This is a genomic window from Staphylococcus sp. 17KM0847, assembly GCF_013463155.1.
GTDB lineage: Bacteria > Bacillota > Bacilli > Staphylococcales > Staphylococcaceae > Staphylococcus.
Genome location: NZ_CP040781.1, coordinates 1,581,709 through 1,596,780, shown reverse-complemented (window position 1 = coordinate 1,596,780; position 15,072 = coordinate 1,581,709). Strand labels below are relative to the sequence as shown.

At 31.3% G+C, this 15,072-nt stretch carries 14 protein-coding genes and 1 pseudogene; 10 read left to right on the top strand and 5 right to left on the bottom strand.

The genetic code is table 11. The features are described 5' to 3' along the window. Window positions 1-51 precede the first annotated feature (51 nt). From FGL66_RS07825 to FGL66_RS07785, 9 genes and pseudogenes are all read left to right on the top strand, one after another. Window positions 52-1,218, top strand: a complete 1,167-nt coding sequence (locus FGL66_RS07825; RefSeq protein ID WP_180809269.1) for an SIR2 family protein — start codon at window positions 52-54, stop codon at window positions 1,216-1,218. 1 nt (window position 1,219) lies between these two features. After that, entirely contained in the window at window positions 1,220-2,839 is a 1,620-nt protein-coding gene (locus tag FGL66_RS07820) for an ATP-binding protein (protein ID WP_180810503.1), read from the top strand. 392 nt (window positions 2,840-3,231) lie between these two features. Next, complete coding sequence (locus tag FGL66_RS07815; protein WP_180809268.1) at window positions 3,232-4,023, top strand: Shedu anti-phage system protein SduA domain-containing protein; 792 nt, start codon at window positions 3,232-3,234, stop codon at window positions 4,021-4,023. A gap of 115 nt (window positions 4,024-4,138) precedes the next feature. Continuing rightward, window positions 4,139-4,231 (top strand): annotated as a pseudogene (gene rpsI / locus FGL66_RS07810) (30S ribosomal protein S9); the annotation flags it as partial. Between the two features lie 328 nt (window positions 4,232-4,559). Next, the gene (locus FGL66_RS07805; RefSeq protein ID WP_180809267.1) at window positions 4,560-5,996 is read left to right on the top strand and encodes an ATP-binding protein; all 1,437 of its coding nucleotides are present in this window, start codon (window positions 4,560-4,562) and stop codon (window positions 5,994-5,996) included. 340 nt (window positions 5,997-6,336) lie between these two features. Next, entirely contained in the window at window positions 6,337-6,597 is a 261-nt protein-coding gene (locus FGL66_RS07800; RefSeq protein WP_258007268.1) for a hypothetical protein, read from the top strand. Between the two features lie 532 nt (window positions 6,598-7,129). Next, window positions 7,130-7,909: an amino acid ABC transporter substrate-binding protein gene (locus FGL66_RS07795; RefSeq protein WP_180809266.1), complete on the top strand. Its 780-nt coding sequence runs from the start codon at window positions 7,130-7,132 to the stop codon at window positions 7,907-7,909. After that, complete coding sequence (locus FGL66_RS07790; protein WP_180809265.1) at window positions 7,890-8,609, top strand: amino acid ABC transporter permease; 720 nt, start codon at window positions 7,890-7,892, stop codon at window positions 8,607-8,609. Before FGL66_RS07795 ends, FGL66_RS07790 begins: the two co-directional genes overlap by 20 nt. Next, on the top strand, window positions 8,606-9,334 hold the full coding sequence (locus tag FGL66_RS07785; RefSeq protein WP_180809264.1) for an amino acid ABC transporter ATP-binding protein: 729 nt from the start codon (window positions 8,606-8,608) through the stop codon (window positions 9,332-9,334). Before FGL66_RS07790 ends, FGL66_RS07785 begins: the two co-directional genes overlap by 4 nt. A gap of 74 nt (window positions 9,335-9,408) precedes the next feature. On the opposite strand, the gene FGL66_RS07780 is transcribed toward FGL66_RS07785, so the two are convergent. The 5 genes from FGL66_RS07780 to FGL66_RS07760 form a co-directional block, all read right to left on the bottom strand. Continuing rightward, window positions 9,409-10,437 carry a sensor histidine kinase gene (locus FGL66_RS07780; protein ID WP_180809263.1) on the bottom strand — a complete coding sequence of 343 codons (1,029 nt, stop codon included), beginning with the start codon at window positions 10,435-10,437 and terminating at the stop codon, window positions 9,409-9,411. Window positions 10,438-10,441: 4 nt separating this feature from the next. Beyond that, window positions 10,442-11,128 carry a response regulator transcription factor gene (locus FGL66_RS07775; protein WP_180809262.1) on the bottom strand — a complete coding sequence of 229 codons (687 nt, stop codon included), beginning with the start codon at window positions 11,126-11,128 and terminating at the stop codon, window positions 10,442-10,444. Beyond that, the gene (locus FGL66_RS07770) at window positions 11,103-11,564 is read right to left on the bottom strand and encodes a DoxX family membrane protein (RefSeq protein ID WP_180809261.1); all 462 of its coding nucleotides are present in this window, start codon (window positions 11,562-11,564) and stop codon (window positions 11,103-11,105) included. The genes FGL66_RS07775 and FGL66_RS07770 overlap by 26 nt, the downstream gene beginning before the upstream one ends. Before the next feature lie 101 nt (window positions 11,565-11,665). Continuing rightward, the gene (locus FGL66_RS07765) at window positions 11,666-12,118 is read right to left on the bottom strand and encodes a DM13 domain-containing protein (RefSeq protein ID WP_180809260.1); all 453 of its coding nucleotides are present in this window, start codon (window positions 12,116-12,118) and stop codon (window positions 11,666-11,668) included. Window positions 12,119-12,280: 162 nt separating this feature from the next. Further along, a complete protein-coding gene (locus FGL66_RS07760) occupies window positions 12,281-12,985 on the bottom strand; it encodes a GntR family transcriptional regulator (protein WP_180809259.1) in 705 nt (234 codons plus the stop codon). A gap of 167 nt (window positions 12,986-13,152) precedes the next feature. On the opposite strand from FGL66_RS07760, the gene FGL66_RS07755 reads away from it, so the two are divergent. Beyond that, complete coding sequence (locus FGL66_RS07755) at window positions 13,153-15,066, top strand: beta-glucoside-specific PTS transporter subunit IIABC (protein ID WP_180809258.1); 1,914 nt, start codon at window positions 13,153-13,155, stop codon at window positions 15,064-15,066. The last annotated feature ends 6 nt before the right edge of the window (window positions 15,067-15,072 follow it).

The window sequence follows — 15,072 nt, the reverse complement described above, 5'->3', positions numbered from 1 at the left end:
GAAATACATTATTTAATAAGTTCATATTGTGAGATGATTAGAGGGATAACGATGAACAACAAATTTATAAGTAAAAGTGTAATATTTTCAAAAGATGATAGTAATAAATATTATAAAGATGAAAAAGAACTTTTAGACAAAGATGAATCCATAAATGAGGACATATTCAACAAATTAATTGCTAATGAAATTTTTGCTTTTATGGGTCCTTTTGATAATATAATACTTTTAGTTGGAGCTGGAGCTTCAGTAGTAGGGAACAAAGATAAAAATTATGGATATACAGTTGATATGTTAGGTGAAGAAATCAGGAATCAATTACAAGAGCCTTATTGTTTCACCTTAGATAAGCTAACTTCAATGTGCAAATATAGCCAAAGTTCAGAGGATTATTTTAATTTAGAAGATTTTCTATCTCAATTACAATCATTTTCACCCTTTGTATCAGGAAATGATAAATCAAAATTTAACAATTCATTCAAAAAAATTATAGAAATTATCAAAGAAAAGACATCTTATGATTATGATGAAAGTAAGTTTAAGCATGGAGTTTTAATTAATCAACTAACAAACTTACATAAAGCTCCAAATCGTCTTTCAGTAGTAACTACTAATTATGATATTGTAGTTGAAGAAAGTGCATATAGTTTAAACTATACAGTATTTGATGGATTTACTTTTGCTCATACACCAATTTTTGATATCGACATGTTTGAATGGCATTTATCTAAGCCAATATCGGAAGTAAGATCACAAAAAGAGTCTTATAAAAAAAACGTATTGAATTTATTGAAAATTCACGGTTCGTTGACTTGGGAAAGACAAAATAATAATATTATCAGAAAAAATAAGGGGGAAGTTATTAATCCAATAATGATTTTTCCTAGTTCAAATAAATATATGCAGAGCTATGAAAAACCTTATTTTGATTTATTTACAAAATTTCAATCTTTACTTCGTAAATCAAATACTGTTCTTATCACCTCAGGATTTAGTTTTGCAGACAATCATATTTCTCAAATGATTATTCAAGCAATAAAAACAAATCCAAGTTTAACATTATTAGTTACAGACTACATTATTGAACCTGAACAACCTAATGAAAATTGGCAAGAGCTATTGAAATTAATGAAAAGTGACTACAATATCTCATTTCTTCAAGCCACAATGAATAATGATTTAACGTATTTCTTCTCTAGAGGTGAGAATAGTGATTGATATGTTGTATGCAGATAATGATAAAAATAATTATTATTTAGGTATGATCTCACAGGTTTATAAAGATACTAGTGTTGTTCAAGTTGAAAATCTTTCATGGTTAAAATTTAAAAAAATTAGGAAAGAGTTAATCATACCAAATACAATAAATTATTTAGTTATAGTTGAATCGGTGTCAGGTTTATTCTTAGGAGAAGTTTATCAATCGAAAATTCCAAATTCAGACAGTGTTCATAATGCACTACTAAATAATATTTCTGAAAAAATTTATCCTGAATTAAATATAGATTTAATCGGAGTTTTATCGAGTGATAGTAATAAATTTAAACTTCCAGGTTTTTCTAATGTAGGATTGACAGATAGAGTTTACTTTGCAAATAAAAGAATAATAGAAATTTATTTACAATCCATAGAACTTAGACCAAAATATGCAGACAGTACCGATAGTAAGTTGAAATCGTTCGCAAAACTTTCAAACGCACCATCTGAAGAAGTTTCTCTTTATTCAAGTACTTTATTTGATAGACATCTTATGGCAATTGGTACTACAAATAGTGGTAAGTCTACCTCATCATTATCTATTCTAGATAAACTAATTAATAACAATAAAAAATTATTAATAATAGATCCTACCGGAGAATACTCAGATTCATTTGATGAAAATCAAAATATAAAAAAGCTAAGCTTAGGTATAGATACAGTTGTAGATGCAGGTAGATTAACATTTAGTCAATGGGCTACACTATTTGAAACAAATGATTCAAGTCAACCTGCTGTTTTAGCTGATGCAATAAAAAGTCTTCGTTATCAAAAAAAAGAGGGTATTAACAAAACATATATAAAGGTTGGGAAAACTCCTATTGATGTAGCAAATGAACTTTCAAAGTTAAGGGAGGAAGATACATCTTTTGAGTTGTCATTACTTTCTAGTCAGATTACTGAAGAGGCAGTTGAACTTGATAAGTCAATGAAAAAATATATTACTGGATCATTTCAATTTAATCAAAAACAATGGCTAGTTCAGAAAATTGATTATAAATTAACTAACACTAATTTATTGAAATTTTTCTCTCAAAAAACTGATGGAAAATTCGATTTGATTGAAGAAATGGATAAATTTTTAAATAATACAGATAATCATAGTTTATATATTAACACTTCTACTATTGGTGTAAGTGATAGTATTGGAGGAATGATAATAGATTTAATTAGTACATATATAATTGACAAAAAGCAAAAAAATAATATAGCATTTGTCATGTTCATTGATGAAGTTCATCGCTATTCCAAAGTTAATGATGAGAATAATTTTCAATTTGGTTTAACAAATATTGCACGAGAAGGAAGAAAAAAAGGTATATTTTTATTTTTAACCACTCAAAATCCCCATGATGTTCCAAAAGAACTATTAGGTCAAATCGGGACACTTTTAGTTCACAGACTTACTCATAAAAACGAAATAGAAGTTATAAAGAACCATTTGTCAGATCAATCAATTAGGCAAATAAAAAAACTCAATCAAGGTGAAGCTATACTTACAAGTATAAATCTAATTAGAGATATCCAAATAGAAATAATAAAAAGTAATAGAATACATGCAAATTCAACACCCACTTTATAATAAATTAAAAGTGGATGAAATTAAAATTTGGCTCAATTTTATAATATCTTAAAATAACATTCAAAATATATTTATAATTTGAGTTAGAAAGGAAGATAAATATTAAAAGAAAAGATATTTATAATAAATCAAAATTATTAAGAACTTTTATTACTAGTGACGAAAATCCAATAAGTGATGCAGATGGAAAATTAGAAGTTAATTTAGAAAAGTATGAGGATCTGAGTTCGCTATACGACATTATAAAAGAAGTTATTTTTGACATTAATAATGATGAACCAGTTACTTATTTAATAACTTACACTATAAATGATACATACAATAGATTAGAGTTAGTAAATACATTAAAGGGAATATATATTAATGAGGATGATTTCCTAGCAGAGTTACTAATGTATATTGTGCATGATATACCTGTCTATCCAAATACTAAAGATTTAGAACCTATATTAATAAACTATTATAGAAAAATATATAATAATGATGTTATATTTCCTGAAGATAATATTAAATACAGATTTACAGATACGTTTCTGATAAATGATCAAACTTCCTTAGAACTCAAAATGCCTAACAGAGCTCTATCATATGGAGAGACACAGTTGTTGAAGGAAATTTTACAAGACAAAATCAAACGCTATGATAGAGCTTATTTATTATTGAACAACTTAAATGAAGCTATTCAAAAATTAGAAAATATTTTGAAGCAAGATGTGAGGAATGAAAACGATATACAAAAGTGTATTAGCGAATATCCTATTTTATTTGGAACAGAATATGTGGAAGTGATACCGAAACATAAACTCGGAGGTGAGTTTGAAACCGATTATGTTTTAAAAAGAAATAATGGTTTATACGATGTTATAGAATTAGAAGCTAGTACACATAAGTTGTATACAAAGGACGGCAATCCTTCGAGCAAACTCACCCACGCAGAGCAACAAATATATGATTGGTTAGAATGGATAGAACATAATAATTCATATGCAAGAGAAACATTAAAAGAATTTTATACACCAACAGGTTACATTATAATTGGTCGAAGTAAAGACCTCTCAGAAAAAGATAGGGGAAGGTTAAGAAGGCGTAATATTATTTTAAAAAATTCTTTGTTAATACTGACATATGACGATTTATTAGAACGCGCTAAAAATTTATATAACTTTTTAACAATTAATGAATAATTTACTTAATTTTTACTACCGGCCAGCAGTATATTTAGTTACCCCTGAGTGATATTTGGTGCAATTCTATGCAATCTAAAAATTAGAAATCCTTTAATATCAACGCTTACAACGGTCTATACAACTGTACGAAAACCTAAAGTTTTTTGAACGTAAAAAACCAGGTCTTAAAAAAGCACGTCGTTCACCACAATTCTCAAAACGTTAATTACCAAAGCTGTTGCGAATTTATTCTCTTACAGATTTGGTATACAAATTGTATCAGCAATTTGTGTTCAAATACGTTTCAGCACTTTCCAACTTTTGTTGGAGAGTGCTTTTTTATTTTCGTAGAGGTACTTATATATACTTTCAGAAGAATTATATTTTAAACTGGCTAAAATTTAATTATATTAAACTGGATGAATCTATATGAAATGACCTGGTTTTCTCTGGGGTTCATGTAGTAAGTAGATAGGGGAGATAATAAAAATCGATAGATATAGGATTGGATGATATAATAAACTCAATAAGATGCATGATTGAGAGGTTTAGAGATGGCTAGTAGAAAGTATATTGAATATTTACAAACTGAAGTTGAAGGACAGCTTCTAGATAGAAAGAGAGCGTCTATAAATCCTAAAGATGTAGCTCAACACATTGGTGCATTTGCAAATGCGGAAGGTGGAAAACTTGTAATTGGTATTGAAGATAATGGTGAGATTTCAGGGTTTAACCATATAAAAGCAAAAAAGAAAGAATTGTATATTGAAGCACCTTTCGAATATTTATATAGAATACCGAAATATACTCATGAAATAATAGAAGTGAAGAAACTTGATGGAACTATGGATGAAATCCTTGTTTTTGATATTGAACCTAGTTATGATGCCATTATCACCTTAAAAGATGACTCAGTATATTTAAGAATTAATGATAAAAGCAGAAAATTGACTCATAATCAAATCACAAATTTGGAATATGATCGTGGTTCACGCCGTTTTGAAGAAGAATTAGTAGAGAATTCTAGTATTGAAGATGTAGATGAAATGCTAGTGAGTGAATTTAAGCAATTACTTAATACAAATGTAGATGATGAAAAATTACTAAAAGCTAGAGGATTCATGCGTGAAGGAAAATTGACAGTTGCAGGATTGTTACTGTTTAGTAATAATATTAATGCTTATTTCCCTAGTGCTAGAATTCGTTTTATGAGATATGAAGGTACTAAAGAAGAATCCGGGCCAAGACTTAATGTAGTTAAAGATATTACTTTTGATAAAGCTCTACCGATAGCAATTAGGGAGACAAGAGCTTTTATTAATACACAATTACGAGAATATACTTTCTTAGGAAAAGAAGGGAAATTTGTAACGCTTCCTGAATATCCTGAATTTGCTTGGTTTGAAGGGATGATAAATGCTATTGTACATCGCAGGTACGATAATCAAGGCGATCATATAAGAATAAAAATGTTTGACGACAGATTAGAAATTAGTAGTCCTGGTGCACTGCCTGCTTCTGTTACGTTAAAGAATATTAAAGAAGAAAGATATTCAAGGAATCCAAAATTAGCTGCAGCATTAACTCAATATAAATGGGTTCGAGAATCAAATGAGGGTGTAGGACGTATATTTGATGAAATGAAGGACTATTTTTTAGATGATCCTGTTTATTCAGAGCCTAATAATAGTTCGGTACAACTGACTTTGAAGAATAACATCGTAGCTAGAAAAGAAAGAGAAACAGGCAGAGTGAGTAATATAATAACACCTGAATTATTTGAAAGCTTAAATGAACAACAAGAATTAATTGTGAGACATTTATATAATCAAGGGGAACTAACAGCATCTAAAATTGCAGATATTATTCAAAGATCTGTTCCTACTGCAAGAAAAAGATTGAAAGAATTAGAAGCAATGAATATTATATCGACACATGGATCAAGTAAAAATGATCCAAAGAGAACATATTATTTACTTGGTTTCGAGTAAAGAGGAAAATTTTCGAGTAACTGAAAAGAAAAATGCTAAAAAATTATGAGAAACCAATGATATCAAGGGGTTTATGAACTTTCGAGTAAAGAGGAAAATTTTCGAGTAACTGAAAAGAAAAATGCTAAAAAATTATGGGAAACCAATGATATCAAGGGGTTTATGAACTTTCGAGTAAAGAGGAAAATTTTCGAGTAACTGAAAAGAAAAGCACTAAAAAATTATGGGGAAACCAATGATACCAAGGGATTTATGAACTTTCGAGTAAAGAGGAAAATTTTCGAGTGTTATTATCTAAGTTAAAGGAAGAATTGTTCATTATTTTAATGAATAACCTATTTTGATAGCAACAGATAATCTATTCACTGTAATATTATTTAATAAGAATTATAAGTTAAATAAAATACCAACTAATCAAAAGTTGTCAGATATTGTAGAATTTTTATCAGATGGTAAGTTAGCCAGTAGGCTAGAAATTCAAGAAACAATGGGACTTCAAAAAAGCTATACATCTGAGTTAATTGCTGAACTGAAGAAGTTAGAGATTATCGGATCTGAAGGTAGAGGTCCGGGAACTAGATATTATTTAATTAGAGACTAATAAAGTCATTAAGTGATAACCGGACGATAACCTATTGATATACATAAAAACATTGATAAATCAATATATTTACGACCGGACGATAACCGGACGATAACCGGACGAAACGAGAGTATTTATCACCAGCCAGCAGTTTATTTAGTTACCCTTGAGTGATATTTACTGTAATTCTATGTAATCGAAAAATTTTGAAATGAGATTTTCTAAACGTAAAAAACCAGATCTTAAAAACACATTGTTCACCATAATTCTTAAACGTTAATTACCAAAGTTGTTGTAAGTCTATTCGCTGACAGATTTGGTAATTGTGTTCAATTGAAAGCACGTTTACAGCACTTCACGAAAATATTCGAGAGGTGCTTTTTTGAAGTTACGTTAGAAATAAGGTAACAATATATGAGTTACCCAAATGACTGTTGTGATGACGAAATCAGTGATTTTTATGGTGTAAGGTTTTGTCATTGACAGCATAAACATTTCAGTCTAAACTGTAATTAATCTGATTAAAATACTAAGAATAGAGGATACAAATATGAAAAAAGGTTTATTTCTTGTTATTGCACTAATGGTTGTATTAGCTGCATGTGGTAATGGTAATGATACTAAAGAGAACAGTAAGAAAGATGATAAGAAAATTATTGTTGGAACTGAGGGAACTTATGCGCCGTTCACATTCCACGATAAAAATGACAAGTTAACAGGTTATGATGTAGAAGTTACAAAAGCTGTAGCAAAAGAAATGGGTTATGACGTTGAATTTAAAGAGACACAGTGGGATTCAATGTTTGCAGGTTTAGATGCAGGTCGTTTTGATGTTATCGCAAACCAAGTGGGTATTAATGACGAAAGAAAAGAAAAATATAAGTTTTCTGAGCCGTATACTTACTCAAACGGTGTATTAGTTGTAAATGAAGATAATAATGATATTCAATCATTTGATGATGTAAAAGGTAAAAAACTTGCCCAAACATTAACTTCAAATTATGGTAAGTTGGCACAATCTAAAGGTGCAGATATTACAAAAGTAGATGGATTTAATCAAGCGATGGATTTATTACAATCTAAACGCGTTGAAGGAACATTTAATGATAATATTTCATACTTAGATTATAAAAAGCAAAAGCCTAATGCTAAAATTAAAGCCATTGATGGTGACGCAGAGCAAAGTCAATCGGCGTTTACATTTAGTAAAAAAACAGATGATAAAATAGTTGATGATTTCAATAAAGGATTGAAAAAAATCAAAGAGAACGGTGAGTTAGAAAAAATAAGTAAGAAATGGTTTGGTGAAAATGTTTCAGAACCTAAATGATGAGCAACTCCACGCGCTAAATGCTGCGAAACAAGCTTTTCTGCCTATGTTAGAGGGGTTAGTCAAATATTCAATACCGATTACATTAGTGACTTTTGCTATTGGTTTAATTTTAGCGCTATTTACTGCTTTGATGCGTATTTCTAGTAGTAAAATATTGAGAGGTATTGCACGTTTTTATGTCTCAATCATTCGAGGTACACCGATGATTGTACAGCTATTTATTATCTTTTATGGTATTCCTGAGATAGGTAGGTTGGCAACAGGAGATGCAGATAATCAGCTTACGTTGTCACCAGTTATTGCTGCAATTATTGGGTTGTCGCTTAACGTTGGCGCGTATGCATCTGAAATACTACGTGGTGGCATTATGTCGATACCTAAAGGACAGACAGAAGCGGCGTACTCTATTGGTATGAGTTATAAACAAACAATCCAACGTATTATTTTACCTCAAGCAATTAGAGTGTCGGTACCTGCATTGGGCAATACCTTTTTAAGTCTAATCAAGGACACATCATTATTAGGATTTATTTTAGTTGCAGAAATGTTTAGAAAAGCACAAGAAGTAGCATCTACAAGCTATGAATTTTTGACTATTTATTTATTAGTCGCACTGTTATACTGGATCACATGTTTTATCATATCCGTGGTTCAATCATACTATGAATCTTATATTGAAAGAGGGTATCACTCATGATTGAACTTCAAAATATAAAAAAGTCTTTTAATGGTAAAGAAGTTATTAAAGGTATTGATCTTTCAGTAGCACAAGGTGAAGTTATTACGTTAATAGGCAGATCAGGTTCCGGTAAGACGACATTGTTAAGGATGATGAATGCTTTAGAGGTACCTACTGAAGGTGCCGTATATGTAAATGGTAAAACGTATACGGCAGATAATAAAAAGGCACAAATTGAAGTGAGAAAACAATCGGGTATGGTATTTCAAAGTTATAATTTATTTCCACATAAAACAGCAATTGAAAATGTCATGGAAGGCTTAGTTACAGTTAAAAAAATTAAAAAGCAACAAGCGTATGATGAGGCGTTAAAATTATTAACTAAAGTTGGATTAGAAGGTGTGAAAGATCAACGTCCACATGCCTTATCTGGTGGTCAACAGCAGAGAGTCGCTATCGCACGTGCATTAGCTATGAATCCCAAAGTTATGCTATTTGATGAACCGACATCTGCGCTTGATCCAGAATTGGTGAATGATGTATTAGCAGTTATAAAAGAATTAGCCAATGAGGGAATGACAATGGTCATTGTGACACATGAAATGCGTTTTGCACGTGAGGTATCCGATAGAACTGTTTTTATAAATGATGGCTTAATCGGTGAACAGGGACCTCCAGAAACATTATTTACACAACCCCAAACAGAAGCACTACAAAGGTTTTTAAATGTAATAGAAGTATAAAGAAAGATTAAAACACTATATAACTCAAAATAAAGGTTTGTTCGCCATTTTAGAATGCGCAACAAACCTTTATTTTATATTGGGAATTGTAATGTAAATGTTGAACCCATGTTAGGTTGGCTCTCAACAGTAATTTGACCACCGATTTGATGTGCAAGTGTTTGAGCAATATAAAGTCCTAAGCCGGAACCGCCACTATTGAGGTTCCGTGAGCCTTCAACGCGATAGGTACGTTCAAAGATACGTGAGATATATCGAGATGGGATCCCTTGTCCTTGATCACTAACTGCGATGGCAAGTTGTTCGCTTTTTGTTTTGTGTACGCTAATACTGATAGGTGTACCACTTTCAGAAAATTTTAAGGCGTTATCTAAAAAGTTAGAGATAATGCGTTCGATCGCGACTTGATCTTGTATGAAGCGAGGGATATGGTCTTCTACTTCAACATTGATATGGCGTTGCTGTTGTTCAAAATGATGTTGATAACCTTCTAATATAGAAAGAAGCAATTGATCAATTTGTAGTTGTTCTTGTTTTTTCGTGTGCGTGGCGACATTAACCATTGTTGTTAAGTCATCGAACATATGGCTGAGTCGATCTGTTTGGTTAATCAATACTTTATAAGCATGTTGCTGTGATTCATAGTCTTGTATTATACCATCTTGTAATGCTTCAGAATAAGATTTAATACTTGCTAATGGTGTCTTTAAATCATGGGCTAAATTTTGTACCATATGCATCTTTTCAAGTTCATCATTTTTAATTTGTGTCATTTGTGCTTGAACTTGTGTCACCATTTGCTCAAAAGATTCGTTTAGTTCTTTGACTTCAAGAGGAGATTGAATATTGAGGTGATCAATATTGAAATTACCATTGGATATCTTTTGAGTTTCGTTATTTAAACGTTCGATTTTATGAATGGTTGGCACAGAAAAGGTCATCGCAATCATCATTGTCATCATACTTGAAATCAATGAAAATAATGTTAATACAATTGTTTGTTGACCATTGAACCACATCATTTTATAAAAAATATAGAGAAATAATGTTGTAATTATAATAGAAGTGACAAAAGATATAAAGAGTTGTTTGCGTATTGTCATCTTTCTAATGCCCCCTCTGGAATTTGTAACCAAGTCCCCACACCGTCTTGATTTGGTAGTCATTATAATGATAGTGTTCTAATTTTTCACGTAGACGATGTATATGCACGTTTAAAGTATTCATATCTTCATAATAATCATATCCCCATACTTGTTCTAGGAGATCAGTTTTAGATAACGCTATATTTTCATGTGTTGCAAAATACCATAATAATTCAAATTCTTTCACTCTCAAGTCGATGTTTTGCCCTTCAATCGTCACAGTTTTTGTGAGATTATTCAGAGTGAGTGTACCGAAAGTTAATGTTTCGTGATCGATAGATTGATGACATGTACGCGATAAAATATTTTTAGCACGAATCACCAACTCTCTTGGACTAAATGGTTTTTTTACATAGTCATCTGCACCCAGCATTAAACCATAGATTGTATCAGCCTCAGTCGTTTTAGCGGTTAAGTAAATATATGGAATATCCAAGTGGCGTGCTTTCATATCTTTGATGACAGCATAGCCATCTTTTTGGGGCATCATAATATCTAAAATGAGCAAATCAATATGCTGGTCTAACATATCGATTGCTTCTTGACCGTTAGAGGCAATGGATACACGATAACCTTCGAACTCAAAATATGTTTTACATATATCACAAATGTCGGGTTCATCATCAACAATCAATACGTGGTGCGTCATGTTTATCATCCCTTAGCTTTTTTCTTTTAAAGAAGTGCATCAAATTTAGTTTGCACAGTGTTTCTTTATTCATTAATAATATTATAAAGAAAAATAGCTGTAATGGATACGTAAAAATCATATCTGCCAGAAGATAATTTAACATCACAAAAGCGCCGAAGAAACTAGCGATATAAGATAAGATACCAAGTAATAAGCCCAAGCCAATCGCAATCTCACCCAGCGGAATAAACCATTGGAATAGATCCAACTGTTGACTGACGATATTTGCAAAAAAAGATTTATACCAATCAGGTGTATCTTGATTGTTTTTGATGACGGGAACTAGTCCACTGACTGTAAAACCACCTGTTAATTTTTCAAAACCTTGCATAAGCATAATTAACCCAGATCCCATTCTGATTAACAGTATTATTATTTTCCAAACCATTGTCATTGTATCTGCTCCTTTATAAATTGATAAAAATGAGATAGAACCCTATGTTATTAGAATTCTATCTCATGCAATATGTTGGGTTATATTAAATGTTCAATGAATTATTTAGTGTCCATTAATTTAGCGTTACCGAAGACAACGTGTGCTTTGTCACAGTAAATTGTTGCTGTATCATAGTCGTCAACATTAACATCTTTAAGGTCGAAAGTTTGTTCTTTTTCATCATATTTGATTTTATCAATTTTCATACCTTTTTCGACATCGCCATTTTTAGTCAAGTAAACGTGTAAGTCTGGACCTTTAGAAGATTTAAAATCAGAAAGCATTAATTTGCCATCTTTAATCATCGCTTTACCTTCAACTTCTTGATCGTTTTCGCCTTTGAACATACCTTCTTTCATCATTGACTTCATGTCAGCTTTTTTATCTTCCATTTTACTTTCCATCATTTTGTCGTCTTTTTTCATTTCTTTGTCGTCATCCATATTGCCACATGCGCCTAAAAGTAAAGATGTTGCAACAGTTGTTGATAATAAGATTGATTTGATTTTCATTTTGATTTCCCTCTTTCGCTTTGTTTTTACACTATCTATGTTACAAAGCAATGAAAGAAATTGACATTAACTAAGTGTTAACAATTCTTAACTAAATCTTAAATCGAAGTGCAGGAATTAATGTTGCACCGTTATAGATATCTAGTCAGTGAGTTATCATTATTAATGATTTGTACTAAAAACATAAAATTTGGCATATTGGTAATGGTAATGTATTTCGGAATAATTAAAAGGTACACCATTTGTTAAGTAAAATAATTGCTCAACAATAAGTTTTGGATCATTCTCTTGAAGATGTAGGTGCGTTGCTTCGAATGCTGTAAGTTTATCCATTTGCATATAAAAATCAGAAAATCCTATTTTTAAACCTAGACCTTCTTGAATATAACTAAAGATGGAATTTTGAATGATCTCGTTATTTAAATAAGTAACATAAGCTTTATTATAGTAAGAAGATTCTATGCAAAATGGCTTACCATCCATATGACGTACACGTTTGACATAGTAAATATCTTGATCTAATGAAATATGTAGGTTTTGAGCAATTTTATGTGTAGGTTTTTGAATATTAAATTCAATGATGTCAGATGTAATATTAAATTGTTCTAATTCTTGTTTGAAGCCTTGATTTGACAATAAGCTGATATAATCAGCTCTCTTTTTTCTACGGACAAAAATACCACTTCCTCGAACTTGAAATACGATCCCTTGTTTTTCTAATGAATCTAATGCTTTAATAATCGTTGTTTTACTCGTATTAAATTGTGTCATTAATTGATCTAGAACGGGTAATTTTTCGCCGTGTTGTAACTGGTGTGTCTCAATATAATTCTCAATTTCATTTGCAATTGTTTGGTATTTTAGCATGGTAACACTCATTTCTGTTAAGCTTTCATATTTTGATAATAATTAAAGTAATTAAAAAGAGTATACCATATTAATATAAAATACAATCACAATTATATTATACGCCTCTTGATAAATTATACACTAACAATTATAATGTGAGTATAAAAATAAAGGAATGAATAAATATGACGAAAAAAGTGAGGGATTACAAAGCACTGGCTCAACAAATATTAGAGGCAGTGGGAGGTGAAGATAATATTGTAAATGTAACACGTTGTGCGACGAGATTGCGCATTGTGTTAAAACGTTCAAAGCCTAAGGCAAAGGAAGTTGTCTCATCTCTGCCAGGTGTTATCACAGTTGTTGAAAACAATGGACAATTTCAAGTGGTGATAGGTCAACACGTAGGTACAGTATATGATGCATTTATTTTATTAGTAGAAGATAAATTAGACATGGTAGGAAGTCAGGAGAAAAGTAAGGGGACAATACTTAATCGTATTATTGCGACGATGTCAGCAGTATTTGCGCCTTTTATTTATGTACTCGCTGCTGCTGGTATTTTGCAGGGCTTTTTAATTATTCTTCGTCTGATTTTTCCGACGTTTTCCGAAACAGGTACACATCATATTTTAAGTATGATGTCATGGGCCCCTTTTACGTTTTTACCTATTTTTATTACATTAACTGCTGCAAAACATTTTAAAGTCAATGTATATATTGCGATGGCTATAACAGCAGCTTTATTAACGCCGGAATGGACAAACATGGCACAGCGTATTGCAGATGGAGAATCTATTAAATTTTTAGGTGTGAGTTTGTCTGAAACGACATATGCTTCAACGGTACTACCACCACTATTTCTTGTTTGGTTGTTATCTTATGTTGAAAAATATTTAAATAAGTGGATTCCTGAGGTGACAAGAGCTTTATTTGTACCGTTTTTTAGTATTTTAATTATGGTACCACTAGTATTAATGTTTATAGGACCTATTACAGCAGGAGCAGCCAATGCAATCGCAAATGGCTATAACTTTTTAGCGGATACGTTCCCGCCTTTAGCAGGTGCTATTATTGGTGGCTTTTTCCAAGTGTTTGTTATTTTTGGTGTGCATTGGGGAGTAACACCGATGGTACTTGCAAACTATGAACAGTATGGCATGGACTCTTTCCAAGCATATCAAACGATTGCAGTTATTGCACAAATAGGGGCAGTAATAGGTGTTATTCTTAAAACAAAGAATAAGGAAACACGTAAAATAAGTACATCAGCAGGTATTACAGGTATTTTTGGTATTACAGAACCAACGATATATGGTGTGACTTTGCGCTTTAAAAAGCCATTTATTTTTGGAAGTTTCTCAGGTGCAGTAGGTGCAGTTGCAGCAAGCTTTTTTAATCCGAAATATTTCGCTTATGCAGGATTACCGGGACCCATTACACTTTTAAATGGTATGGATAAGGATTATCCTATGTCGATATGGGGAATTTTGCTTGGTACATTAATTGCTCTAATTTTGCCTATAATTTTAATACAAATTTTTGGTTATGGAGAAGATAGTGCTAAACAAGTGGCTTCAGATTTAAATAATAATGGAATTGAAAGTCAAAATGATAAGGCAATCACTATGAATGGAGATCGAGAGACAGTTATTTACGCACCATTAAAAGGGCGTATGCTTGTATTGTCGGATGTCCCTGATCCGGTATTTAGCTCAGGTGCGATGGGGCAAGGTGTCGCGATAGAACCTACTGATAATGACGTTTATGCTCCGATATCAGGAGAAATTGTTTTTATTGCACCAACGAAACATGCAATAGGAATTCAAGGTTATGATGGTGAGCAGTTGCTCATTCATGTCGGTCTTGAAACTGTATCTTTAGAAGGTAAACCCTTCACATTACATATATCAGATGGACAAACAGTTAAGCAGGGAGAAAAAATATTAACATTTGACCGTTTGATGATACAGGATAAAGGTATGTCTACAATTACACCAATTGTTGTAACAAATTCTGATCAATATAATCAAATTATAGTTGAAGAATTAAAAGAAGTAAAAGTTAATCAGCAATTATTAAATTTAATTAAATCATAGTTGTGA